This window comes from Occallatibacter sp. FHG110214_02 (assembly GCF_059115385.1).
Genome location: NZ_JBZYWK010000018.1, coordinates 68,269 through 93,794 on the forward strand (window position 1 = coordinate 68,269; position 25,526 = coordinate 93,794).

21 protein-coding genes and 1 pseudogene are annotated in these 25,526 nt (G+C 58.4%); 8 read left to right on the top strand and 14 right to left on the bottom strand.

The window, feature by feature from the left end:
- Positions 1-8 precede the first annotated feature (8 nt).
- Together AC5S3R_RS15270 and AC5S3R_RS15275 are read left to right on the top strand one after the other, a co-directional pair.
- Positions 9-1,085, top strand: coding sequence for an MlaD family protein (locus tag AC5S3R_RS15270; RefSeq protein WP_494267967.1), 1,077 nt, complete (start codon positions 9-11; stop codon positions 1,083-1,085).
- 78 nt (positions 1,086-1,163) lie between these two features.
- On the top strand, positions 1,164-1,796 hold the full coding sequence (locus AC5S3R_RS15275) for a cytochrome P460 family protein (protein WP_494267968.1): 633 nt from the start codon (positions 1,164-1,166) through the stop codon (positions 1,794-1,796).
- A 9-nt stretch (positions 1,797-1,805) separates the two neighbouring features.
- On the opposite strand, the gene AC5S3R_RS15280 is transcribed toward AC5S3R_RS15275, so the two are convergent.
- The 5 genes from AC5S3R_RS15280 to AC5S3R_RS15300 all read right to left on the bottom strand — a co-directional run bounded on the left by AC5S3R_RS15280 (position 1,806) and on the right by AC5S3R_RS15300 (position 9,056).
- Positions 1,806-2,714 (bottom strand): hypothetical protein, encoded by a 909-nt coding sequence (locus AC5S3R_RS15280; protein WP_494267969.1) that lies wholly within the window; start codon positions 2,712-2,714, stop codon positions 1,806-1,808.
- Positions 2,701-5,202 (bottom strand): leucine--tRNA ligase, encoded by a 2,502-nt coding sequence (gene leuS, locus AC5S3R_RS15285; RefSeq protein ID WP_494267970.1) that lies wholly within the window; start codon positions 5,200-5,202, stop codon positions 2,701-2,703. Before leuS ends, AC5S3R_RS15280 begins: the two co-directional genes overlap by 14 nt.
- A gap of 43 nt (positions 5,203-5,245) precedes the next feature.
- Positions 5,246-6,028, bottom strand: coding sequence for a hypothetical protein (locus AC5S3R_RS15290; protein WP_494267971.1), 783 nt, complete (start codon positions 6,026-6,028; stop codon positions 5,246-5,248).
- Between the two features lie 89 nt (positions 6,029-6,117).
- Positions 6,118-6,984: a deoxyribonuclease IV gene (locus tag AC5S3R_RS15295; RefSeq protein ID WP_494267972.1), complete on the bottom strand. Its 867-nt coding sequence runs from the start codon at positions 6,982-6,984 to the stop codon at positions 6,118-6,120.
- A 17-nt stretch (positions 6,985-7,001) separates the two neighbouring features.
- Positions 7,002-9,056: a phosphocholine-specific phospholipase C gene (locus AC5S3R_RS15300; RefSeq protein ID WP_494267973.1), complete on the bottom strand. Its 2,055-nt coding sequence runs from the start codon at positions 9,054-9,056 to the stop codon at positions 7,002-7,004.
- A 113-nt stretch (positions 9,057-9,169) separates the two neighbouring features.
- On the opposite strand from AC5S3R_RS15300, the gene nagA reads away from it, so the two are divergent.
- A complete protein-coding gene (gene nagA / locus AC5S3R_RS15305) occupies positions 9,170-10,324 on the top strand; it encodes an N-acetylglucosamine-6-phosphate deacetylase (protein ID WP_494267974.1) in 1,155 nt (384 codons plus the stop codon).
- On the opposite strand, the gene AC5S3R_RS15310 is transcribed toward nagA, so the two are convergent.
- Positions 10,321-12,144, bottom strand: coding sequence for a VWA domain-containing protein (locus AC5S3R_RS15310; protein ID WP_494267976.1), 1,824 nt, complete (start codon positions 12,142-12,144; stop codon positions 10,321-10,323). The genes nagA and AC5S3R_RS15310 overlap by 4 nt on opposite strands.
- A gap of 64 nt (positions 12,145-12,208) precedes the next feature.
- Positions 12,209-13,132 carry an N-acetylglucosamine kinase gene (locus AC5S3R_RS15315; protein WP_494267977.1) on the bottom strand — a complete coding sequence of 308 codons (924 nt, stop codon included), beginning with the start codon at positions 13,130-13,132 and terminating at the stop codon, positions 12,209-12,211.
- A gap of 309 nt (positions 13,133-13,441) precedes the next feature.
- Between AC5S3R_RS15315 and AC5S3R_RS15320 the strand changes: the two genes are divergently transcribed.
- Both AC5S3R_RS15320 and AC5S3R_RS15325 read left to right on the top strand, forming a co-directional pair.
- On the top strand, positions 13,442-13,873 hold the full coding sequence (locus AC5S3R_RS15320; protein ID WP_494267978.1) for a BlaI/MecI/CopY family transcriptional regulator: 432 nt from the start codon (positions 13,442-13,444) through the stop codon (positions 13,871-13,873).
- The gene (locus tag AC5S3R_RS15325; RefSeq protein ID WP_494267979.1) at positions 13,870-16,170 is read left to right on the top strand and encodes a M56 family metallopeptidase; all 2,301 of its coding nucleotides are present in this window, start codon (positions 13,870-13,872) and stop codon (positions 16,168-16,170) included. The genes AC5S3R_RS15320 and AC5S3R_RS15325 overlap by 4 nt, the downstream gene beginning before the upstream one ends.
- 119 nt (positions 16,171-16,289) lie before the next feature.
- On the opposite strand, the gene AC5S3R_RS15330 is transcribed toward AC5S3R_RS15325, so the two are convergent.
- From AC5S3R_RS15330 to hemE, 4 genes are all read right to left on the bottom strand, one after another.
- Positions 16,290-17,213 carry a proline dehydrogenase family protein gene (locus tag AC5S3R_RS15330; protein ID WP_494267980.1) on the bottom strand — a complete coding sequence of 308 codons (924 nt, stop codon included), beginning with the start codon at positions 17,211-17,213 and terminating at the stop codon, positions 16,290-16,292.
- Positions 17,214-17,289: 76 nt separating this feature from the next.
- Positions 17,290-18,672: a glycoside hydrolase family 27 protein gene (locus tag AC5S3R_RS15335; RefSeq protein WP_494267981.1), complete on the bottom strand. Its 1,383-nt coding sequence runs from the start codon at positions 18,670-18,672 to the stop codon at positions 17,290-17,292.
- 592 nt (positions 18,673-19,264) lie between these two features.
- Positions 19,265-20,227 carry a ferrochelatase gene (hemH, locus tag AC5S3R_RS15340; protein WP_494267982.1) on the bottom strand — a complete coding sequence of 321 codons (963 nt, stop codon included), beginning with the start codon at positions 20,225-20,227 and terminating at the stop codon, positions 19,265-19,267.
- Complete coding sequence (gene hemE / locus AC5S3R_RS15345) at positions 20,220-21,314, bottom strand: uroporphyrinogen decarboxylase (RefSeq protein ID WP_494267984.1); 1,095 nt, start codon at positions 21,312-21,314, stop codon at positions 20,220-20,222. The genes hemH and hemE overlap by 8 nt, the downstream gene beginning before the upstream one ends.
- Before the next feature lie 249 nt (positions 21,315-21,563).
- Between hemE and AC5S3R_RS15350 the strand changes: the two genes are divergently transcribed.
- Positions 21,564-22,019, top strand: coding sequence for a nuclear transport factor 2 family protein (locus AC5S3R_RS15350; protein WP_494267985.1), 456 nt, complete (start codon positions 21,564-21,566; stop codon positions 22,017-22,019).
- A gap of 28 nt (positions 22,020-22,047) precedes the next feature.
- Entirely contained in the window at positions 22,048-22,848 is an 801-nt protein-coding gene (locus AC5S3R_RS15355; RefSeq protein ID WP_494267986.1) for a helix-turn-helix domain-containing protein, read from the top strand.
- A gap of 3 nt (positions 22,849-22,851) precedes the next feature.
- On the opposite strand, the gene AC5S3R_RS15360 is transcribed toward AC5S3R_RS15355, so the two are convergent.
- A complete protein-coding gene (locus AC5S3R_RS15360; RefSeq protein WP_494267987.1) occupies positions 22,852-23,574 on the bottom strand; it encodes a hypothetical protein in 723 nt (240 codons plus the stop codon).
- Positions 23,575-23,782: 208 nt separating this feature from the next.
- Here AC5S3R_RS15360 and AC5S3R_RS15365 point away from each other — a divergent pair, with 208 nt between their 5' ends.
- Positions 23,783-24,223 carry an SgcJ/EcaC family oxidoreductase gene (locus AC5S3R_RS15365; protein WP_494267988.1) on the top strand — a complete coding sequence of 147 codons (441 nt, stop codon included), beginning with the start codon at positions 23,783-23,785 and terminating at the stop codon, positions 24,221-24,223.
- A 7-nt stretch (positions 24,224-24,230) separates the two neighbouring features.
- Here the strand turns inward: AC5S3R_RS15365 and AC5S3R_RS15370 are convergent.
- Together AC5S3R_RS15370 and AC5S3R_RS15375 are read right to left on the bottom strand one after the other, a co-directional pair.
- Positions 24,231-24,788: pseudogene (locus AC5S3R_RS15370) on the bottom strand (DUF1349 domain-containing protein).
- A gap of 132 nt (positions 24,789-24,920) precedes the next feature.
- Positions 24,921-25,505, bottom strand: coding sequence for a TetR/AcrR family transcriptional regulator (locus AC5S3R_RS15375; RefSeq protein ID WP_494267989.1), 585 nt, complete (start codon positions 25,503-25,505; stop codon positions 24,921-24,923).
- Positions 25,506-25,526: the final 21 nt, after the last annotated feature.

A 25,526-nucleotide genomic window follows, 5' to 3' on the forward strand; every position in this document is an offset into this window, starting at 1 on the left:
GGAGCATCGTGCCAAGCCGCAAAGAGATACAGTGGTCGCAACTTAAAGTCGGTGCGTTGGTCGTCGTAAGCGCGGCCATCCTTATCTTTCTTATCTTTCTGATGTCGGGCTCCACGGGCGGCCTGTTCTCAAAGAAGCTGAAGCTGCGTACCTACTTCACTGGCGCATCAGGCTTGAAAAAGGGTGCACCCGTCACGATTGAAGACGTAACCGTGGGCAATATCACGGCCATTACCCTTGTGCCTTCCCACAATCCCACTCCCGTGGAAATCACCATGCAGATTGGTGGCGACGCGGCCAAGATGGTGCATACGGATTCCATTGCGTCGATTGCGCAAGCCGGCGTGCTGGGCGATAGCTACGTCAACATCACTTCCTCGCATGCAACAGGGCCGGAACCTGCGAACAATGCGGAGCTTCCGGCACGCACGGTTTCTACCATTCAGCAAGTGGTGGACACCAGCCAGGATGCACTGCAGCAAGCCACGCTGGTGATGAAGAAACTCAATACGCTGATGGATTCGCTGAACTCATCCGAGGGCTCGGCAGGCAAGCTGATTCACGATCCGGCGCTGTATAACCATCTCACGCAGCTCACTACCAATCTCGAAGGAGTAACAGCGTCCATCAACAAGGGCAACGGCACGCTGGGCAAGCTGCTAAAGGATGACACCCTTTACACCAAGCTGAATTCGACGGTAGACCAGTTGCACGATTTGACTGCCGGCCTGAACGAAGGCAAAGGCACAGCAGGCAAGCTGCTCAAGGACGACTCGCTGTACAACAATCTGAACTCATCCGCAGCAAGCCTGAACAAACTGCTCGCAGGCGTGAATAACGGCGAAGGCGCGCTGGGCAAAATTGCCAAGGACCCGAAGTTTGCGACGCAACTGAATGGCGCAGTGACGAATCTCAACTCCCTGCTCTCCGGCATCAACGACGGCAAGGGAACGCTTGGACAACTGGCCGTCAATCGTTCCGCCTATGACAACCTGAACGCGACACTGGACCAGTCGAAACAGTTGATTCAGGCCATTCGTGAGAATCCAAAGAAGTATTTCGTGATTCACCTCAAGCTTTTCTAACTGCAAACAACAAAAATAACGTTGGCAGGTGGAACTTTCGGTATGCTGGATGCGTTTCTTCCAGCATCGGAGGCCACCGTGCGTTGGAATCTTTTTGCCCTGTCGTCAGGCGCAGTCTGTCTCACCGCAGCTTTACTCATTTTTGGCTTGCGCCCTCTAAAAGTGGCACAGGCCGCTTCTGCCAATGCACCTGCGTACACGCCAGCTGGCGAGATGCTGCCGCCAACCAATTATCGCGAGTGGATTTATCTGAGCTCTGGAATCGATATGAGCTACAACGCGAAGCCTGCGGACATGACCATGTTCGACAACGTGTTCGTCACCCCGGAAGCGTACCGCAGTTTTCTGGCAACGGGCACATGGCCGGATAAAACAGTAATGGTGCTGGAGACTCGCGAGGCGCGTGGAAATGGTTCCATCAACAAGCATGGGCATTTTCAGGGCGCGGATGTCATGGGCATGGAAGTGCACGTAAAGGATGAGTCGCGTTTTCCCGGCAAGTGGGCGTTTTTCGACTTTGAAAAGCCCACGAGCAAGGGCACGCTGATTCCACAAGGCGCTGCTTGCTATACATGCCATAGTGCCCATGCGGCGGTGGACACTACGTTTGTGCAGTTTTATCCAACACTGCTGCCGGTGGCAAAAGAGAAGCACACACTAAGCGCTGATTTTTTGAAAGAGGAAGCGCTGTCTGCGGATCCTGCAAAGTAAGGAGCTCAGCTAATCCTTAGAATCGGCTCGAAAAACGCGCCAGAATTCAATAAAGCTCTTAAGGCGGACGACCTGGAAGTAGTCGCTGGCGATGAAGTAGAAGAGCGAAACAATCAGCCATTCGGTATGCAGCGCGCTCACGCCCACTTCATCGCTGAACGGGATAAGCACCGCGGAGAAGACCATTGCCAGCACAATCAGCATGAGTTTGACGATGCCCATGACTAAATTGACTTCGACCAGCTTGCCGGTGAATGCTCTCCCAAGGGTGAGACTTGATCCAAGCGCGGAGAGGCTGGAACACTTTTCGAGCAACACCAGCATGGGCGCGATGGCTACAGCCCAACTGATGAATGCCCAGAGAGTGAAGAATCCCAGCGAGAGGAAAACAGCCCATATTGTGTAGCCAACAAGATCAGGCTCGCCGGTAGCGCTGATGTGTGTGCTGGCGGTCCAACGGATGGACTGCCACCATGCCCATCCGGTGAATGCGAGCAGCGCCAGCCATGCGGCTTGCAGAGCGATCATGGAAAACGGGCGGAATGGGAGCCTGGGTTCCATTCGCTTGAGAACGACATTACGCCCGATGGCGGAGAGGACGACCCATGCAACGGCAGCAACGGGAGCAAGCCACGTAACCACACTAACGACGTGCGGACGATAGGCTTCCCAGGCTGCGGCGAGCTTGAGCGCGGCCACCCAGGGATTTTGCCAATTGATGGTGGTGAGACCCGTGGATTCCGGGGGAACCGCAGCGAGGATTTTCTGCAACTGCTGCCAGCATATCCACAGAACCGGCGCGCCGATAAGCCAGCGCCATGCAACTTCCAGCACTGTAAGCAGCGGCCGCACGAAAACCCAGCCCATCTGTTCCACAAGGGACTGGGTTCCGCGAACCGGCGTGCTACTTGACGACAAGGTTCACCGTTTTGCCGGGAATCACGATAATTTTCACAACGTTCTTTCCAGCGATGCGGGCCTGCACTTTTTCATCCGCAAGCGCTGCTGCTTCGATTGCCTTAGCGTCGGCATCTGCGGGAATGCGAATGACCGTAATGAGCTTTCCATTGGCCTGCACGGAGATTTCAATTTCATCCTCCTTCGCAAGGTCAGCGTTGCTTACGGGCCATGCGGCGCGCAGCACTGCGGACTCCTCACCAAGCTCCGCCCATAGTTCGGCAGCGATGAATGGCGCGAAGGGCGCAAGCAGCAGGATAAGAGATGTGAGCAGTTCGCGAATGACCGGCGCAGGAACTTCTCCCGATGCAAGTTGCGCGTCGGCAGCGGTGATTTCGTTGACCAGTTCCATAATGGCCGCGACGCAGGTGTTGAAGTGCCAGCGGCCTTCAAAGTCCTGCGTAATTTTGGCGATGGTCTGATGCAGCTTGCGCAACAGCTTAAGCGAAACGCCGCTGGGCTCAGCAACAGACTGGCCGTTGGCTTCGCGAGCCGTTTCCGCATACTTCATCACCAGGCGGTAGACGCGGCCAAGGAAACGGCTGACTCCTGCCACACCATCTTCCTGCCAATCGAGATCGCGATCCGGCGGCGCGGCAAAGAGCGCATACATGCGCGTAGCATCCGCACCATATTTCTTAATCATGTCGTCCGGCGAAACCACATTGCCTTTCGACTTCGACATCTTGGCGCCGTCTTTGATGACCATGCCCTGCGTAAAGAGCCGCCGCGCTGGTTCATCGTTCTTGATGAGGCCGAGATCGCGCATCACCTTCGTCCAGAAGCGCGAGTAGATGAGGTGCAGAATGGCGTGTTCCACACCGCCGATGTACTGGTCGATAGGGAACCAGTGCTGCGCCTTCGCAGGCTCGAAGGGCCCCTTGTCATTCTTCGCATCGGTGTAGCGATAGAAGTACCAGCTTGAATCGACAAAGGTGTCCATCGTGTCGGTTTCGCGCCGTGCGGGACCGCCGCACTTGGGGCACGTAACGTTGACAAACTCCGGCACACGGCTCAGCGGCGAGCCACCAGTCTGCGTAATCTCCACACTCTCAGGGAGCAGCACGGGGAGCTGATCGTCAGGCACAGGAACAATGCCATCGCGCTCGCAGTGGATGAACGGAATCGGCGTGCCCCAGTAGCGCTGGCGGCTTACGCCCCAGTCTTTCAGACGGAAGGTTATCGTCGCTTCGCCAATGCCCTTCTCTGCCGCAATCTGCTGCAGCTTCTTCTGAGCCTGTTCACACGTCAGCCCGTTGAAGTCGCCGGAGTTGATGAGCACGCCATCCTCAGAGATGAATGGCAGCGCTGGTTCTTCGGCGTTCGGGTCCGCGGGCGCAATCACGCGATGCACGGGAATACCGTACTTCTCAGCGAATTCAAAATCGCGCTCGTCGTGGCCGGGAACGCTCATAATGGCGCCGGTGCCGTAGTCGGCAAGGATGTAGTTAGCCACCCAGATGGGCACCTTTTCGCCGTTATACGGATTGATAGCGAAATGTCCCGTCGGCACGCCGTGTTTTTCAATCGCACCAATGTCGCCAGCCTCGCGAGCCTTCTTCTGCTCGTCAATCAGCTCGGTGACCTTGGCCTTCAGGTCAGCGTCGGTAGCCGTGAACTGCGCTACGATCGCGTGTTCGGGCGCGAGCTGCACGCTGGTCGCGCCGAAGATGGTATCGACGCGCGTAGTAAAAACGCGAATCTTCTCGCCGCTTGCTTCCTCGGTGAAATCAACCTCGGTGCCCTCGCTGCGGCCGATCCAGTTGCGCTGCATGGTGCGCACTTTTTCCGGCCAGCCTTCGAGCTTGTCCAGGCCGTCGAGCAGTTCCTGCGCATACGCGGTAATGCGGAAGAACCACTGCTCCAGATCACGCAGCTCCACGATGGTGTTTTCATGCCGCCAGCAGCGGCCATTGATGACCTGCTCGTTGGCCAGCACCGTAGCGCAATCGGGACACCAGTTCACCTTGCTCTTCTTGCGATAAACGAGGTTCTTTTCGTACATGCGCAGGAAGAACCACTGGTTCCAGCGGTAGTAGTCGGGCAGGCAGGTGGTAACTTCTGTCGCCCAGTCGTAGCCCAGGCCGAGGCGCTGCATCTGCCGCTTCATCGCAGCGATGTTCGAAAGTGTCCACTCACGCGGGGGCGTATTGTTTTTGAGCGCTGCGTTTTCCGCGGGCAGGCCGAAGGCGTCCCAGCCCATCGGATGCAAAACGTTGTAGCCGCGCATCCACTGGTGGCGCGCAAGGGCATCGCCAATGGAGTAGTTGCGCACGTGGCCCATGTGGAGCTGGCCGCTCGGGTAAGGCAACATCTCCAGCACGTAGTACTTGGGCTTGCCGCTGTCTACCGCGTCCGCCGCGTACAAATTGGGGTCGCTCGCCCAGCGCTCCTGCCATTTCGGCTCGATGGCTGCCGGGTCGTATCTCAGTTCTTTCTCTTCCGCCATAGCTCTTTCTAGTGTAAATGGCGCGGCGATTGCAGAAGAATTACTACGCGCAGGGAACCTGGTGTAACTCTATGTTTTTCACTTCATAGCCGTCAGGCGGCTGAAATAGCGCAGGATCAGGTTCGCCTTCGGTGAAAGTGACGATTTCGCGCGTAGTTGTGGTTGAAATCATCGGCTCAACCTGTATGGAGCGCAGGAGGACGTGTGTCCCACTCGTTGCTTGCCAGGTTTCGAAAGTCGTCAGGATTGGCTGGTCGTTGCCGATCTCACCGGCAGCAATTGTCTGAATATTGCGGACGCCTACGGCTTCTATGCCCTGGATAGTGGTTTTGCCGAGATCTTCGGAAGTGTGTTTGGGCTGTACTCCCGGAGGTTGAACGGCAGCATGAGGCCGCGGGTTTGCGGGGTCCGGCCATTCCATGCGGGTTCTTCCCATCTCATCTGCCCAGCATCCGTGCTGTTGATCTTTGGGTGGTTGTTGGGTAATAAAGGCTTTTTTTGAGTGCGAATCCCAATTTGCCTGTGTTTCTCGGCTAAAAACCCTGCCGGAGGTGTGAGGCACTGCCCATAATTGAGGCGTCAACTCTGTTGTAGATGTCAAACGACGTCCCGTCGAATCCAGCGCATCGGTTTCCGAGGACTCACGGGTGATGGTGATGTTGTTGGGAAGCGTCTGCACGGTGGTGATTTTGTACTCTGCCGTGTAGGGCTTGGGCGGTTCGGGCTTATGCAGCTTGGCCTGCACCGCCGCGCTCTGTGCGGCAGCGGGAAGCGCAAATGTGCCTAACGCCAAGACCACAGGAAACCGAAGGGAGAACAGAAACATCGCGGACCTCCGATTGACAGGCTTACGCGACCATCTTACCTTGACGTCATTCATCATGCGCAAACCTGCTGCCGGATTTTCACACGCGGTTAGCCGACCAGGCTCAGAAGCGTTTTCACATTCCGCTCGTCGTCGCCGGGCTCGTCTACCGGCGTTTCCGCGATAAACGCAGCATGCGCAAACCGCTTGTCATTCAGCAGCCTGCGAAAAGGCTCAATCCCAATCGTTCCCTGCCCGATGTTTTCATGGCGATCGAGCTTGCTGCCCATGGCGGCCTTGGCGTCGTTCACATGCCACACGCGGACAGATTCAAACGTGACCGTCGCGGCAATCTGCTTCATCGTCTCTTCGTAGCCTTCGTCGCTAACAAGGTCGTAACCGGCAACATGGGTATGGCAGGTATCAAGACAAACGCCAACCGGCGCGTGGGCGCGCAGACGATGCACTAACTCGGCAACCTGCTCGAAGCTGCCGCCCAGCGAGAACTCGGCTCCGGCGGTGTTTTCGATGAGGATGTGGAAAGGCGTTCCTTGCCACGGCAAGCCGTCAATAGCTTGCTCAATGGATTCCGCAGCAGCGGTAAGCCCTTCTTCACGCGTAAGCCCCTTCCAGGAGCCGGGATGCAGCACCAGATACTCCGCTCCCCAGTCCAGCGCCCGCTCAATTTCCCCGCGAAAGGCATCGACACTCTTTTTACGGGTTTCGATGTTCTGGCTTGCGAGATTCACCAGGTAGCTGGTGTGAATCACCGCCGGATTCACGTCATGCGCGGCACGCAGCTCGCGCATTTTTTCGGCATGCGCCGGGTTAACCTTCGGAGCCTTCCACATGCGCGGGCTCGACGAGAAAAACTGAAAGGTGTTCGCGCCAATTTCCGTGGCGCGCAGGACGGCGTTAAAAGCACCGCCGGCAGTGCCGAGGTGGATGCCGATGCGCTTTTCCGACTGCTTGCTCATAAAGCAAGTTTAGTCCCTTAAACAGCGCGAGCCTGCCCTCCGATAGCCGGATCGCTGGTGCTGGGCTTGCCGGTTTCCAGATGCCCCGCCAGATGACGGCGGAACCCCTGCTTGCTTTCTTCTTCAACAAGCAAGTCATACCAGCCGGAAGAGTCCGTCAGCGCCCATGTCTGCTGCCACGCCCTACCCGCCTCCACAGACTGCCGAAGCGTCTTACCGCTGTAGCCATCATGGATTCGCGCCTGAAAAGCCGCCGCACCATGATTGTGAATGTGCAAACGCACGCTGCCAGTAGCCCGGTCATAATCCAGCGCAGTCTCTACCGCGTGGCCGGAGCTACCCTTAAATACCCGCAGAAACCCATTCGGCCCATAGACAGACAAATCGTATCCACCCGCCGAATCCCACGTATCCGACAACTCCGCACCAGCGCTAACGGTATAAGTGCGCGGAGCCGCCCCACAGGCAGAGCGCACCTGAAAGACCGCCGCCTGTTTACCCGTATTGCGGAAGTGGAGCCGGAAGGCCGCAGCCTCCGCTTCACCCACAACGTGCAGCTCATACGGCAGAGCGCGTGCAGGCCGAGTTCCCTGCTCCTGCACAGGCATGGACTGCTCCTTCGGCGGCTCCCGGTAAAAGCCGGGGTTGCGCTTGTTGTCCTTGGGAACATAAGCAATCGTATGCGGCAGCGAGACCATCCTGGTATCCGGCACGGAGAAATCAAAGGCCGAAGTCAGGTCTCCGCAAACAGCACGCCGCCACGGAGTAATGTTCGGCTCATGCACACCAAAGCGCTGCTCGATAAAGCGAATCATCGAGGTATGGTCAAAGAGCTGCGAGTTCACCCAGCCGCCCTTGCTCCACGGCGAAATTACAAACATCGGCACGCGCAATCCCAGCCCGTACGGCCCAGCGGGCTCTTTCTCGTGGCCGGGAAAGAACTCATGCTCCGTCGGAACAGTCGAAAGCCCCTGCTCGCGAGTAGCCGCAGCAACCGGCGGCGGCATGTGGTCGAAGAACCCATCGTTTTCGTCGTAAGTAAGCAACAGCGCCGTCTTGCTCCACACCTCTGGACTCGCCGTCAGCGCGTCGAGAATCTGCGAAATATACCACGCGCCAAAATTCGCCGCCCAGTTGGGGTGCTCCGAGTAGGCCTCCGGAGCAACCACCCACGAAACCTGCGGCAAATTTCCAGAGAGAACATCCTGCCGGAAGTGGTCAAAGAGCGTGCCGCCCTCCGCAATGTTGGTCCCGGCCTTGGCACGCTGATGCAACACGCTGCCCGGCTCGGCATTCTGAAACTGCTTGAAGAAGAGCAGTGAGTTGTCGCCGTAGGTGCCAATATAGGCGTCCTCTGTCTCTCCCCATCCGGCCTTCTGGTTCAGCCCGGCGCCAATGTCCTGATAAATCTTCCAGTGAATGCCCGCGGACTCAAGCCGCTCAGGATACGTCGTCCAGCTATATCCAGCCTCAGCATTGTCCACAACCGGACCGCCGCCCTGCCCGTCATTGCCCACCCAGCCGGACCACATGTAGTAGCGGTTAGGGTCGGTCGGTCCAAGCAGCGAGCAGTGGTACGCATCGCAAAGCGTAAAGGCATCGGCAAGCGCAAAGTGGTAAGGAATATCGCTGCGTACAAGATGCGCCATCGTCTGCAGGCCCTTCGCGGGAACCCACTGGTCATGATGCCCTTGGTTGAAGGCCTTCTGCGTGCTGGCCCAGTCGTGCGGCGTCCCGTCCAGAAACTGCAACCCCAGGCTCGGCCCATCCGCGCCACCCGGATGGAACGGCATCAGGTGGCTGTCTCCATGCGGCTGCCACCACACCGGCTGCCCATTGGGAAGCGTCACTGCACGCGGATCCCCAAAGCCGCGAACACCGCGCAAAGTGCCAAAGTAGTGGTCGAAGGAGCGGTTCTCCTGCATCAGGATGACGATATGCTCAATGTCCGCGATGGAGCCCGTGCGATGATTGGCCGGAATCGCCAGCGCGCGGCGGATGCTTGCAGGAAAGGTGGCCGACAGTGCGCCGGTGCTGAGGAGTTTAAGAAAATTGCGGCGGCTGGTACTCATAGCGCTCTCTTCGATGAAGGGATAAAAACATCATTTCACGAGAAGGTGCAGCCTTGTTTCAATTTGCTGTTACTCGTACCGCGTATACCCGCAGGGCTGCGATAATGGGCAATATGCGCACGGTATTTACGGCAGATCGGCTTTGGGATGGGGCTCGGCTGGTTGAGTCCCCTGTGGTGGTGGTGGAAGACGGACAGATCGCTTCAGTCGCAAGCGCAAAGGAAGCGGAGATTCCCGCCGGAGAGCGCCACGACTTTCCGGGCCTGACGCTCGGACCGGCATTTTTCGACGTGCACATCCACGGCTCCGCCGGGTACGACGTAATGGAAGGCACACCCGAGGCCCTGAATACCATCGGCGGCTTCCTTGCGCAAAAGGGCGTGGGCGCATACCTCGCGACCACGGTCACAGCCCCCATCGACGCCACGCTCAAAGCGCTGAACGGCATCGCCAAGCTCATCGAAAAAGGCGCACCCGATGACCAGACAACCTGGCCCATCGGAATCCACTTTGAAGGCCCATTCCTCTCGCACGCCAAGCGCGGAGTCCACCCACCCGACCTGCTGCTGCCGCCGCAAATCGACACCTTCGACAAAATGTACGAGGCCGCCGAAGGCCACGTCCGCCTGATGACGCTGGCTCCCGAACTGCCCGGAGCAGTCGAGTTGGCAGCGCACGCCGTCAAGAAGGGCGTACGCATCTCCATGGGCCACTCCAACGCCACGGCTGCGGAGACCAAAGCGGTCATCCACGCCGGCGCAACCAGCGCTACGCACACCTTCAACGCCATGCGCCCGCTCGACCACCGCGAGCCCGGCATCCTCGGCGTAGTGCTGGCAGACGACAACCTCTTCGCCGAACTCATCTGCGACGGCATCCACACCGCCCCGGAGCTGGTGCGAATCTGGTGGAAATCCAAGGGCCTCGACCGCGCCATCCTGATTACCGACGGCATGGCCGCCGCAGGCATGCCCGATGGCGAATACACTCTCGGCGGTTTCCCCGTACAGGTGGCCAATGGCCGCGCCATGGCGAATGGAGTGCTCGCCGGAAGCGTGCTCACGCTGGAGCGTGCCCTCAAAAACTTCGTCGAGTTCACCGGCGCTCCGGTAGAAAACGGCCTCAAACTGCTAAGCGCAAATCCCGCCGCCATGACAGGCTATTCCGACCTCGCAGGCTCCGTAGCCGCAGGACAAACCGCCAACCTTGTCGCCGTGGACGCCGCAGGCAAACTCGTGCATTCCATTCACGCCGGCGTACTGCTCTAGCGCGAAGCAGACACCGGCGGCGTAACGTCAGCGCGCACCTGGTCCACCGGAATCTCCAGCGCGCCCACCCGGTCATTGCTAAGGTCGTGAATGCCCACGCGCAAAAAGTAATTCCCCTTCACCGGCACCGCAATCTGCTCTTTCACGGGTAACCCCGTTTGCAGCAGCTTGCGGTAGCTGTCATTGCCGAGGTTAAAGGTGATCGTGCTCTCAATGGAGTTAATCATCTCGCCCTCGGGAGTAAACAGCGCGGTAACAAACATCAGCGAGCCGTGGCGCTTGCCGTCCTGCGACTGCGTAATGTTGAGCGAGTGCGCATCGGTGTGAATCGCAACATCAAAGTTGCGGAACGGCTTCGTTTTGTAATCGTCCTTGAGAAAGTTATCCTTCGGCAGCGGATCATTCTTGCCTAGCTTCGTCACGCTATTGTTAATGCTGAGCGCGGCGGTAAAAACAATCTCCGTAGGCGGCACCGCGCCAAGCTGCATGGCCGCGTCAAACCCTTCCTTGGGCCGCTGGATAAGCGCCCCTTTCTCATCCACATTGGGAGCAGCGGAAACAGCATCCGGCGGAGCCGTCTGCGTCGTCATCTTCGCACGCTTGCGTGCCTCAATATTGGCAAGCTGCCGCTGCTCAAGCAGCGTACGGTCCACGGCATAGTAGCCGGGACGGTACTGCAGCGTTGCTCCGGGGCGGCTCACCGTGAGCTTAATGTGCCGAAACTCCCCCTGCCACTTCTGATTGCCGGTAGCGTAAGCAAGCGTGTAGTAGTTCGAGCCATTGGCCACAATCTCCGCCAGCGTTTCCTTCAGCCCATTGGTGTTGTAGTAGGCCTTGCCGCCGGTGGCTTCCGCCATCTGGTCAAGGTTCATGTGGTTATAAGCCTGTCGGGCGCTGAATCCCCTGATACCCGGCATCGGGCCACTACGCGAGGCAGCATCAAAGCCAGGCAGCGTCTGCAATCCACGTGCGTCAATGGGATAAACAGCCACGCGGCTCAAGCTCAGCGCGTCCGTCATTCCGGCTAGAGCGTCGTCATACACGCTGAAGCTATCGCGAAAAGGATTGCCCGCGCGGCGCTCCACCTCTTCCACAGACGGCGCGCCAGTAGCCCATGTAGGCACGTTGCCCGTAAACCAGACAAGGTTCTTCCGCCCCGGAAAACCGGCAAGATACCGCCCCATCTCCTGCAGCCCCGCGCCAAGAATCTGGTTCTTCATCCGCAGGTAGTAGTCCGGCGTGCCGTAAATAGGCCGCCGCATCGAAATCTGATTGCGCTTGGAGTCCGCTGCGGCCAGCAGAACCTGCGGGTCCGTCGAAAACCCCTGGATCAACCGCATCTCCGTATCAAGCTGGAAGATCGCAATCGGCGTCCCCGGCTGCATGTGCTTCAGGTACGCGATGATCTGCTGGCGGAGATACATCTGCGCCGGAACGGGCGTATTGAGCGCGTCCAGCAAAATCACCGTATAAGCATTGCTGTTCGCAACCGGCGTGAAGTTGGTAAAAGTATTCGGCGGCAGCGGCGGCGCAGATTTCAGCTTGGCCACGTCAGCGGCATTGAGTGAAGAATGCTCCTCCAGGTGCCGGATAGTCTGTGCCTGCCCCTCCTCCGTAACGGTGAAATCGGCAGCGGTAAGGCCGGTGACCGGGTGGCGATGTTCGTCCGTCACCACAATATCCAGCAGTACCTCCCGGCTGGTGACAGTAAGCGTAGGCGTGAGAGCCTGCAGGCTGGTAGCCGGGTCCTGCGCGGCGCAAGCCGCTACGGCAACTCCAAGCACAAGAATAACTTTCGCGGAAAACCTGAAGACGAGCATCAAGGCACGCTCCCTCTGTCTGGTTAATAGACGGAAGCAGGCGTAAGGAAGATGAGAGGAAGATTTAAGACTGCCGGGAGAGGCGGGCCGCGCGCCACAACGCGCCATCAATCCCGTTCACTTCGCCTTCCAGAATCGGCATCTTCGGGGCGGCCTCATGAAGGCGAGCCACAAAGCCCTCCCGCACAATGCGCACCTTGCCAAGGATGCTGCCGATATAGGCAACCGGAACCTCTTCCCTGAGATTGTGCTTGCGGAAAAGCTTGTCGCGAACCAGCAGAACGGAGCTGGCCAAATCCGCAGCGGCCTGGTGCAAAACCCCCAGCGCCACGGGGTCGCCTTCTTCGGCAAGTTGGCTGATCGCCGGAGAAAGCGCGGCAAAATCTGGCCCGGGCGTAGAGTTGCCCAGGTCCACTAGCTCGTCGAGCGTCTTGGTCTCCCACAACTGGCCAACAACATCGAGAACACGCGTCGGCTCCTCGCGGTCCCGGGCATTCAGCGCCCGGCGAATCGCATGCAACCCAATCCAGTATCCGGAGCCTTCATCTCCCAGCCGCGAACTCCAGCCTCCTGCGCTCTCGCGCTCCCCCGTCGGCGTGCGCCCAATACAGTTCGAGCCCGTCCCGGCAATCTGCAGAATCCCCGGCCCACCCTTCACTGCGGCGTCGAGGGCAATCACCTCATCCCCCACCACCTCGCAGCGCGAAACCTTGAAGTCGTTGAAGACGGCGTGAATCCACTCCTGCACGCCGGGCATGGTCGGACTGGCAACCCCGGCACAGGCAGCGGACAGACTCGTCACGCCGGCCTGCTTGTAGATTTCTGCCAGCAGGGCGCGAAGATTTTCCTCCGCAGCCGCGGCCCCTACACGCAACCGCTTGATGGAACCAGCTTCCGCAAAGGCCAGAACATGCCCATCCTGCGCTATGGAGGCGCGAGTACGCGTACCTCCGCCATCTATCCCAAGCACAACTGCTGGACTGGACATGCTGAGAGCTCCGTAAGAACAGTAATTCCAAACACTTCAGATTAGCGCACAAGACGAGAAGCCAAAAAACGGCGCCGCAAAACTGAAACTTCTACTACTCCAACGATAAACCGGCGCGAAGGTTACAAAGGCATCACGGTCGCCTCAAAAAGCAAAGACAAGCCCCATAGTCCCACTATGCAAGCAGGCTCCAGCAACTCGACAGAAGCCGGCCACAACTTCAGACCCGGCGCCTCCCTTCCCGCCCGAATATTTTCCAAAAAAATCCTTGCGCGCTCACTCTTTTCATGTGTTACAGTCAGTAACACTATGGCGCGTAACACTCCACCTGTACCCGATGCAGCCCACGACCCCAGCGAACTGGGTGAGCTTGAGCGAGAGCTGCTTTCCATCGTCTGGCGGTTGGGAACCGTAACAGCAGAGCAGGCCCGCGAAGAGCTTGCGCGGCCACTCAAGGACTCAACCGTACGCACCGTGCTGCGTCGGCTTGAGGAAAAAGGCTATGTGACGCACGCGGTGGAGAACCGAACCTTTCTCTACCGCCCCGCAGAGACGCGCCAGCACGTAGCAGCTCGCGCAGCCAGGCGCATCGTGGACTGGTTCTGCGAAGGCAGCGTCGAGGCGCTGCTCGTCGGCATGGTGGACCAGAAGGTGCTGGACCGCGACGAGCTCGATCGGCTGGCAAAGCGCATTGCAGAGGCACAGAAAGAAGCGGCGAACAAGAAGGAGGCAAGGCGATGATAGCGATTGGCTGGGATTCCGTAGTTGTCATGGGCGATGCGGCATTGCGCGGCGCGGCAGCCGCAGCCGTCGTCGCGGCAGGCCTGTGGGCCCTGCGCGTGCGCGGCGTTGCCGCACAAAAAGCCGCATGGACACTGGTGCTGGCCGGCGCAACTGCCATGCCCTTGCTAACGCCGCTGGCAGCGCGCCTGCCGTGGATGCCTGCATGGATTCCCGACGCAGCCACGATTACCGACGCAGCCAATACACGAATTACGGCAATACGCACACGCCTCGCGGAAGCGGCTGCAGCGCAGACTCCGGCTGGCGCTGCTCCTGTGCTGGAAGACGTAACTCCGCTTCTCCTCGACACAGCCCAAACAAGCGCAGCGCCGGAAGCCTCCTCCGCGCCGCACGAAATGGAGCGAGCACTGGGCCCGCAGTACCCTGCCCCGGAGATGCAGCAACGTCCACAGGCCACGCGTTCCGCAGCCATCGATATAGCTCTCGCACTCTATCTCGGCATAGCGGCAGCGCTGCTGCTCCGGCTTCTCTATGGACTGGCATCGGCAATCCAGCTATGGGCAGAAAGCTATCCCCTCGAAATGGAACTGCCGTATGGCCGCGTGCGCGTGCACAACGAAATCACCTCCCCGATAACAATCGGCTCGGGCATCCTTCTCCCCGCCGAGTTCACCGAGTGGGACAGCGAAAAGCTACGCATCGTACTCGCACATGAAAGCGAGCACGTACGCCAGTTCGACTTCTACCTGCAGCTCGCAGCGGGCATCTACGCGGCCATCTTCTGGTTCAGCCCGCTGGGATGGTGGCTGAAGCGCAAGCTCTCCGACCTTGGTGAAGCCATCAGTGACCACGCCGCCGTACAGCAGGCTGAAAGCCGCACATCCTACGCGCAAATCCTCCTGGAATTTGCAATGCAACCTCATGCAACACAAATGGGAGTAGCCATGGCACGCGGCGGAAAGATGACAGAACGAATGGAACGCCTTCTAAATGAGACACGCTTCCAACAAGCCTTTGCAGGCGGACGCGCACGCGTGCTGACGGCTGCCGTACTGGCTCCGCTGGCAGTCTTTGCCGCCACAACGCTGGCACGCGTAGAAGCAAAAGCGCAGGCCACACAGCAGCCAGCACCACCCACCACGCAGGCTCCCGCAGTCAGCGCACCTCAAAGCGCGCCAACGCAAGCACCGGCAACAGGCGTCTCACACCCGGATTCCGCACCAATTGAAACAGCCCCTGAACCCAACCCGGCACCGGCCCCCGAGCCTGCTCCGGCAGCCCCACCCACTCCTCCGGCACCGGACACATTTGTCCTCGCAATCCCAAAAGTAAGTGCGAACATGCCAACAAGCATGACCATCCAAACCAATCCGGATGTCAACGTGAGTGTCGGTGCAGGGCCGTCGATTGCGTCCACATACTTCTCCGCATACCCGCATGCGTACGACTACTCGTACTCAACCGCACAGGACCGCGACTCCTACGCAGTCATCTCGAAAGACGGCCAGCACGTCCGCTTCTCCGGCGACTACCACACCGGCGCTCTCGACAAAGCCCGCGCACAGGCCCACGGCAGCGAGTTCCTCTGGTTCACCCGCGACGGCAAGCAGTACATCGTGGACGACCCGCAGGTAATGGCGCACATCCACGAGCTCTACCAGCCAATGGAAGCCCTGAGCCAGCAGATGAAAGCCGCAAGCAAACAGCAGAGAGACGAAACCGACCGCCTGCGAGCGGAGTTGAGCGAAAAGCTGGCGGCATCGGGCTTTAACCAACAGGAGTTCGACAGGCAGATGGCCGAGTTCCGCGCACGGCAGCCAGAGTTCAATCGGCAAATGGCCGAACTGCGTCAGGAAATGGCAACCATCTCTGTGCCCCAGAAAGTTGTCATAGACCAGAAGCAACTCGATGACATCAAGCACCAGATGGCGCAGTTACAGGCCACAGAGCCCGACTTTAACGTCAAGCTGAACCAGTTAATCAACCAGATGGCCCAGCTTGAAGCGCCGAAGATTGACCCCATCGACGAAAAGAAGATGGCGGAAATTAATGCAAAGATGAAGGCCCTGACCAAAAACTACGCCAGCGACCAGACGAAAATAGTCATCAATAACGAAGCGTATAAAGCCAGAGCCGAAGCCTACAAAGACATGTCAGACCAGATGGCAAAGATAGGCCAGCAGCAAGGCAAGCTGGGCGGCGAACTGGGCCGCGCAGCCCACGACGCCGACCAGCAAATCCGCTCCATCATCAACGAAAGCCTGAAGAACGGCCAGGCAAAGCCGGTCAACTAGTAACAAAGGACGAGTGACGAAGGACGAAAAAGCCTGCTGATGAATTTCAGCAGGCTTTTTCGTTTTCCAATCAATCCAGTAGGAATGCAGCCACAGTCTCGCAGCACTCCATCTCGTCCCTACTTCAGCAGATTCTTAGCCAGGAAGAGCACGTTCGCAGGCCGCTCCGCCAACCGCCGCATGAAGTACGGATACCATTCGCGCCCAAACGGAATATAAACGCGCACGTTGTATCCATCATGCACAAGCTGCCGCTGCAAATCGCGCCGTACGCCAAACAGCATCTGGAACTCAAAGCGGCTCGGCTCAATGCCATGCTGCGCGGCGTAGTTCTTCGCGGCCTCAATCATCGCCTGGTCATGCGTAGCAAGGCCGTGATAGATCGGGCTTTCCAACAGCTTACACGACAGGCGAATGTAGTTCGCGTCCACATCGTTCTTCGCCGGGAAGGCAACGTTCGCCGACTCCTTGTAAGCGCCCTTGCACAGCCGCACGCGAATTCCTTCCGCAATAAGCTGGTCAATGTCAGCCTGTGAGCGGTACAGATACGCCTGGATCACAACGCCAATCGCGCCCCGCATCCCCGGCTCGGCATGAATGCGCCGCACAATGTCCACCGTAACCTGCGTAAGCGTCGAGTCCTCCATGTCAATGCGCACAAAGGAGCCAATCGAACGCGCATGCTGCGCAAGCTCGCGAGCAATGTTCTCCGCAAGCTTCGGCGAAAGCGCAAGTCCCATCTGCGTAAGCTTCACGCTGACATTGGAGTTCAACTTGCGCGCAGCAATCTCATCCAGCAGCTTGTGATACGTGTCCGCCGCGGCATGCGCCTCGGCGTCATTAGTCACGCTTTCGCCCAGCGCATCCAGCGTCACGGCAATGCCCTGCCGGTTCACCGCTTCGGCAACGCGAAGGGCATCATCGATATCCAGCCCTGCAACAAAACGGGAACTAAGCTTGGTTCCAATACGCGATCGCTCGCCAAAACGGCGCAGGCTGCGATTCTGAGAAAGGGCAATAAAAGTGGACCGTAGAACTGACATATCAATACACTCATTTTCGCATAGCGGCACACAGGTATAGACGCACCCCATATGCCTCTGCCGTACACCAGCATTTTTATTTCACACGAAACAGCGCGCATGCATGCGGCGCAAGATCCACATGCAGCGCCTCCGCCTTAAGAAGGTACTTGCCGGCCCAAACGTCATAAGCCGCATATGGCTTGTTCGCAAGATGAAAGCTTGTCCAGGGAATATCGATGGTCTGCGGCGCATCGCCCGTATTGAAAACAGCGGCATACGTCCTGCCGCCCACGCGGGCATACCACGCACGCTGCGGCGGCTCCGGCTTGTTGTCAACCGGCATAATCGCAGGCCCGCTCTCCGTGGCCTTCTGGTTCATCTCAAACACTTCCCTGTTCATCAGCAGGGAACGCGTAAAGTCGTCGAGTTTCGTAAGATTGCCGCCAAAGATAAGCGGCGAGCGCGAAATAGCCCACAGCGTAATCTCCGTGCGCTGCTCGTCCTGCGTATAGCGCGACTGCCTTGGCTCGCCCCATCCGGGATGCGGCGTCAGCGAACCTTCCGGGAGCATGTCCGCATCCGGCCAGAAGCCGGGCCGCGCATAGCGATTCCATTCTGCAATGCGCTCAAACTCATCCACCAGCCCAAAGTTAAATTCTGATGAAGTGTCCTTGTGCGGATTGTGCCACGTATCCCAGTGATCGTCCGTAATGCGCGTCATCTGCGCATACTTCGCAATATCGGCGGCGAGAGAAATCTTGCTTGGCCCCGGCGAAAGGCTAAGAACAATACGCCGCCCCGTCTTGCGAATCGCCTCCGCAATCTGGCGAATCTCCGTAGGTCGGTAAGGATGGTCGGAGATGCAATCCACCTTGATAAAGTCGATGCCCCATGCCGCATAACGCGCCAGCATGGAGTCGTAATAAGCCTGCCCGGCAGCATTATCCTTCACGCCAAAGTTGGCGTCATCCCAGGGACAAGTCTCGGTAGTATCCGCGGCATCGGCGGCATGCAAAGAGGAGCCCGCAATCGGCAGATTCTCCTTCACCACCTGCTTCGGAATTCCCCGAATAATGTGAATGCCAAATTTCAACCCCTGGCCGTGAACCCAGTCCGCCAGCGGCTTGAAACCAGCATTATTGGCCGAAGAAGGAAAGCGCTCCACCGTTGGCAGCAGCAAACCATTCGCGTCATAAAGGTAATTGCGCTCCGCCAGGTTGCTGCCGAAGGGGTTACGCATGTACCAGCCTTCGTCAATCACGGCATATCGCCATCCAAGCTGCCGCATTCCTGCCAGCACCTGGACGTTTGCCCTGAAATCCTCTTCTGTAATGGTGAGTCCGTAGGCGTCCCAACTGTTCCAGCCCATAGGCGGAGCGGGTGCGAGCCTGCGGGCGTTGGGTGCCGCATGGCTCGTCGCCGCAAGACAGAGAAAGGCAGAAAGCAGAACACAGCAGAAAGCGCGTTTCAAGGGCATGAGCAAACGTATACCATGCCGGATGCCGGCAGGTGTTGCTTCTTTTGTTCGAATCAATTGTGCTGCTTGAAGTTGGAGTTGTTAGAAATGTGCCGGAGTACAGGTTCGGCAACTGAAAGGATCGTATTTATTCACCGGCCTCGGCTCGATGCTCTCTCTTCTTGCGGGAGTATCTGCGGCCACCACGGGAACGATGCAGCGTAACGACTCTGCAATCCGTGCACTCCCATGGGTAAAGACCAAACGAAGGAAGAATCCGTTCCTGCATAAATCCGTCCCGCGAAACACGCTGCAGTTGCTTGCTTCCGCATTTCGGACAGATAATGCCGCGGACGGGTTCCGCCGAGACATTTGCTACTTCTTTTGCCCCCATCTTGTACCTTCTACACTTCCAGGATCGGAAGCGCCTGGAATGAACTGAAATGTAAGGCCCCCCTGATACAGCGCAGCTCGTGCAACGTTCAACCGCAAACGCATCAATTGGTTTCCTTTATACCACTTTGACGTATGAGCCCCCAAGGGATATACAGCGATAGCACTCTTTTAAGTACCAGCACTTCCAAACTGGCAACGCAAGTGTTTACGTCCCAAATCAGGAACGTAAACAATCCATTGCATATACCGCCAATTCGGTTACGGCCCGGGCCAAGGTCTGGGAAGTATTCAGCGACTCAGGACGCTCCAGATGTATACACTTCTCTGCTGCATATTTTTTAAACGCGATATCCACGTCATAGAGAATTTCGACGTGATCGCAGAGAAACCCTATAGGTTGTAGGATGAGGTTCCGCACCGATTGGTTGGCCAACTGGTCAATCGTCTCCTCGACCGTCGGGCCAATCCACGGCCCCCCGCTGGCTCCCTGGCTCTGGAAAGCAAAGTGCCACGCCGGAATCTCAGGAACCAGCGCAGCCACCAGCTCCGCGGTCTTCCGCGCATCTTCCGCGTAGGGGTCCGCGCCCTCTCCCGGCCAATGCCGCGGATGATTCTCATCCGGCGCAGGCGGCTGAATGGTTCGCGTCGGAACCGAGTGCGCCGTAAACAGCACCGGAGCGTACTCGCCAGTTTCCGCCTTGATGCGCTCCTGCGCAGCGCGAAGCCGCTCCGCAAAGGCCTCCGCCAACAGCGGCGAGTCCGCCCAGCTATCCGTAAAGTCAAACCGGATCTTCCCCGCCTCCGCCAGCACCGCCCGGTGATACAGTCCCACACTGGTCCTCGAGTTATGCGGCGCAAGGCAGATAACCGCCACTTCCTCAACACCATCCGCCACCATCTGCTTCACCACATCCGGAATATAAGGCCGCCAGTTGCGCATCCCCACATACACCGGAACCCCGCGTCCCAGCTTCGCCAGCTCGGCCTCCACCAGCTTCCCGTGCTCCATCGTGATTTCCGTAAGCGGGCTCTTGCCAATCAACGAGTAGCGATGCTGAATCTCCTCGACCACATGCTGCGGCATCGGCCTGCCGCTCACAACATTGCGCAGGTATTCAGGAATCTGGTCGATAGTCTCCGGCGTACCGTGAGCCAGCAGAAGAACAGCCAACTTAGACATTCGCACCCTCCTGCAACTTGAATTCGCGAACCATCTTCACCACCGCCTGCACATTCTCCACCGGCGTCCCCGGAACAATCCCGTGCCCAAGGTTGAAAATATGCCCCGGCCTTCCGTTCGCCGAGCGCAAAATCTCCCGCACCCGCGCCTCCAGAATCTCCTGCGGCGCAAACAGCGTAATCGGATCAAGATTCCCCTGCACCGCCCGCGTATGCCCCACCGCAGCCCAGCCATCCGCAAGCGGCTGCCGCCAGTCGAGCCCCAGAACATCCGCCCCGGTCTCCGCCATCTGCCCCAGCAGCCCCGCCGTCTCCACGCCAAAGTAGATAACCGGCACACCCAGATCCTGCACAGCGCGCACAAGCCGCTTCGTCGCCTCAAATGCATAGTCGCGGTAATCAGTCAGAGAAAGCGACCCCACCCAGCTATCGAAAATCTGGATAACGTCCGCCCCGGCCTGCACCTGCTGACGGCAATACTCCACCAGCACCGTAATAATCTTGTCCAGCAGCAGCGACCACGCCGCCGGTTCGCCATACATCAGCTTTTTCGTCTCAATGTAATTCCGCGAGCTGCCGCCCTCAATCATGTAGCTGGCCAGCGTAAACGGCGCGCCGCAAAAGCCTATAATCCCCAGCCGGTCGCGAAAATGCGCCGCCACCTTCTGAATCGCCCGCGCCACATAATCCAAATCACCCGCGCGATCCGTCCGCAGCGCACGAACATCCTCCGCCGTCCGCACAGGCTTATGTACCACCGGCCCCTCGCCCGCCTGAAACTCAAAATCGAGCCCCATCGGCTCCAGCGGCAACAGCAGGTCGGCAAAGATAATCGCCGCATCTACGCCCAGCTTTTCCGCGGCAGTAATCGTCACTTCCGCAGCAAGCTCTGGCTGCTTGCAGATTTCCACCAGCGTATGGTGCTTGCGAACCTCGCGATACTCCGCCATATAGCGCCCCGCCTGCCGCAAAAACCAAACAGGCGTACGGTCAACAGGCTTGCGCAGGCAGGCCCGCACAAAGCGGGTACCGGAAAGTAACGAATCAGATTGCATCTCAGCGTCGGGAAGATTCTCAGTTGTGCTCATTCTCAAGTCGTATCTCTACCCTTGATTCTACCGGGCAAACGCTAAGTTCGAGCACGCGAGCCTCAACTGGTGTGCTCCGCGTCACATTCCATCTCCGGCCCGCGGCAAAGCAGCCTGTGACAAGCACTCCCCCACTGCCACCGCGATTCGGACTGCGCTTCCCCCAGGAACAAGGTATCCTTCTCCTATCGGGATTTCTTTAGGGCAATTATCCATTCAAAATTAAGCCACTACTCGGACGGAGGAGTCATGAAGAAACACTCCAACCCTATCAGTAGTTTAGGAATCATCCTGCTTGTTCTGCTCCTGCAACCGCCACATCTGCGGGCACAATCAGCAAACGAAGACACCTTGCTTCAGCTCCAGCACGACTGGGCCGAAGCAAGAGTCAAGGGCAACATCCCTTTTCTTGAGAACTTCTACGCCAAAGAGTTCACCGTCGGCCTTATGAATGGCGCGGAGTCCTCTCGCGAGGAGGACATCGCCAAATTCTCCTCCGGCGACCTCAAGCCTGCCGTTATTACAGACTCACAGTTGAAGGTAAACATCTACGGTCAGGCTGCCCTGGTCACAGGCGTCGAACATCTGGAAGGAACCTACAAAGGCCATTCCGGACAATTTGACCTGCGCTTCGCCAACGTCTTCGTCTTTCGAGATAACAGGTGGCAACTGGCGCGCCATCAAGCCACGCCCATCAGCCGGTAAGCCTACTCCACCCAGGGGACCACTGCCGATGCTCCTCGAACACCTTCCGTCCTCGCCCGAACTGTGCACGCTCGTCGCCGCCTTTGAGGAGCGAAGCGCGCACTTCGGCAAAGCGAGCCTCACGCACCCCCTCCCGGCCCGCCCCGACCTCTTCATCGAGATTTACCTGGCCGAGCGCTACCGCGTCTCCCACGCGCACGAAGACTTCGACCTCTCCCCCGAAGTCTCCCTCGTCGGCCCGCACGGCGTAGGAACCACGCGCCTCTTCATGGCTGGAGAAATCCGCGCCTTCTCCATCCGCCTCCAGCCCGGCGCCATCCACCGCCTCCTCCGCTTCGACATGAACGCAATCGCCAACCGTGGCGTAGCCATGGCCGACGTATTCGGAAAGATGACCACCGGCCTGCGCGATGTCGTACTCCGCGCGCCAGACTTCCCCAGCCGTATCGCTGCCTCCGAAGCATGGCTCGGAAAACTCGTGCAGAACGTCCGCCCCATCGACCAGGTAGACATGGCCGCCCGCATGCTCCTGCGCTCCGGCGGCCAAACGCGCATCGAAGCACTCGCGCAATGGACCGGCCTCAGCGAGCGCCAGTTCGCCCGCCGCTTCTCTGCACAAATCGGCCTCAATCCCAAACTCTACGCCCGCACCATCCGCCTGAACTCCGTCTTCACCGCCCGGCAAAAACAACCGGAAGTGCTGTGGACCGAGCTAGCCCACGCCGCCGGCTACGCCGACCAGGCACATTTCGTCCGCGAGTGCCGCAACCTCACCGGCCTGCCACCTTCAACCTTCTTCACCAACTGGGCGCGCATTCCCTCAACCTGAGTGCTACCGCCCCATAAGCCGCGTAGCCAGCGCCTGCACCGCCGGATGAAAGGCAATCGGCCCCAGCGCCAGGTTGATTAGAAGCATCGAGCCCATCCCCCACCACCACGCCGGATGCACTCTCCTCCTCTGCGCCAGATCAAAAAACACCCCCACCCACGCAAATGTAAGAATGCTTCCGGTAATCGCCCAGGGGCCAAACGGCCCAAGCAGCGGCATCGGCAACAGCCGCGCAAACGCCGGCGCAGCCAGCACCAGCGCCGCAGAACACATCAGCCTCCGATGCCAGTCCTTCTGCTTCCGCAACGCAACCGCCGCAGCCACCAGCACACCAAAAACAACTATCCCCTCCACATTCACCACAAGAAAAATATTCGACGGAAAGAAATGAGGCACAGCGCCACGCTGCATCGCCATCACCGTCACAGCAATTCCCAGCGGAACCATCACCGCCGACAATACCGTTCCAAACCACCCCAGCGTGCGATGCAGCGCAACCGAGCCCCTGTTCACCAGCCAGCACTGCACAACATAAAGCAGCACCCAGCCGCCAAAAGCCAGCGCATGCAGATACACCTGCACCGGCAACGGCCCCCTCACGCGCCCCAACGCCGCATTCAGGCCAAACCCGGTATACGCCGTCACCGCAATCACAACCGCCATCCAGAAAAAGAAGCTCCGCTCGGTAGCAATCCCCTTTGTTCCCGACACCGCAATCGTCGCCATAGCCCCCTCCAGCCCACGCCCCGCTGAATTGATAGTGAGAATCTAGCGCAACCCTCCTCAGCAGAATTGAACATTTCCGACATAACTCCCCAAACGTCAAAAATGTCCGAAATTTTCAATCGGGCTAGCACAAATCCGCGATATTCATGAACGCAGAGCCCACCCCGCCAACAAAATCGGGCCCATATCAAGGAACCAAGGAGAAAACATGCTCTCTGCCGAAGACACCCAGGCCATCCAGAACACAATAGACACACTCTCCAACGCATGGAACACCAACGACATGCCCGCCTACGCCTCCTGCCTCACCGAAGACTGTGACTGGATCAACATCGTAGGCATGCACTGGCGCGGCAAGCCCGCCGTCATGAAGGCGCACACCGCCTTCCTCTCCACCATCTTCCGCGGAGTCAAGCAGGAAATCCTCGAAACCAACATTGCAGGAATCGCGCCAGGCGTAGCGCTGGCCATCATGACACTAAAAATGGGCGACTTCACCACTCCCGAAGGCCGCCTCGAACAAAACATGCACGACCGCATGTCCTACATCTTCCTCAAGCAGCCCAACGGAAACTGGCTCATCCGCGCCGCCCACAACACCACCATCAACCTCGCAGCCGCCCAGCACAACCCGGCAAAAGAGGACTGAGAAACTCTCAGTCCTCCTTGGGAGCAGTGGTCAAATCAGTAACGCTGAACTCGTCAAAGCGAGCCTCAAAAGATTCCTTGCCGGGAGCAGCCGTAACCATGCCAATCTTCACCGGCACGTTCGGCGGAAAGTAAGCCAGCCGGATCATGGACCACTTCGTCCCATCCAGCGAGTAGGAAATCTGCACCGTATCGTGAAAGCGCTGCAGCCGCATCCAGATGGAGGCGGGATTATCCGTGCGCGGCAATACCGACCAGTCCGAAAACTCCCTTGTCAGCACGGCACTCACGTTCTAATGACCATTCACAAACTCGATGCCCGTCTTGATCCAGTTCTTGTCGTCAATGCGAATCATCAAACCGGCCTGATGATACAGCTCATGGTACTTGCCCGAAATCTTCACCTTCGCTTCAAAGTTTCCGCTGCGCGTCTCATAGCGAAACGGCCCGCTATCGCGAACAAATCCATAGTGAGTAACCCGCCAGTAGTCCGTGCCGGCAGGCACCGTTTCCAGCAGTGAACCACCTTCCTGCTTCCACGTCTTCGGTTGGTTTTCCCATTGCATTGCACTTTTCGCAGTCTACGCCTCAGAGGTCATCGTAAACATGCCAGTGGCAACCGCCACCATGAATAGAGCCGAGAGCAATCGTTTCTGTTTCATCGCCGTCTCTTCCTGCTTCCATTCGCGCCTGCGCAATTACTGCGGGCGGAAAAGCTGCGATGCCGTCTTCGCAAGCCGCACCAGGGATGCACGGCTCATTCCCGCCTTTGCACCCACGCGTATACCGGCCAGCGTAGCTTGAAAAAAATCCGCAAGCGCATCGATCTCAACATCCGCAGATAACTCGCCTTCCTTCAAAGCCCGTTTCAGCGTGGCAATCAAGGCCTGCCGCAAATCCGCTCCACCGCCGCGCATTGACTGCAGAACCTCAACATCCTGCGAGCCAAACTCACAGATTGAGTTGATCCCCATGCACCCATCCGTGCTGGCAATGTCCTTCCGACTGGCAAACAGCATGAGAGCATCATGAACATTCCCCAGCGGCGAACCTGTCTTTCTAAGCTCCTCCACAATCGGCGTTGTGCTTTCACGGGAATACGTCTGAAGCGCTTCCAGAAACAACGCGCGCTTGTCGCCAAACGTGTCGTACATGCTCTGGCGCCCAATCCCCATCGACTGCATCAGATCATCCGTTGAAGTGCCTGCAAATCCCTTCTGTGAAAACGTAGCAATTGCACGGCGCAACGCTTTATCTCGGTCAAACTCCTTCGGGCGTGCCATACCGGATTATCTCTCACAACC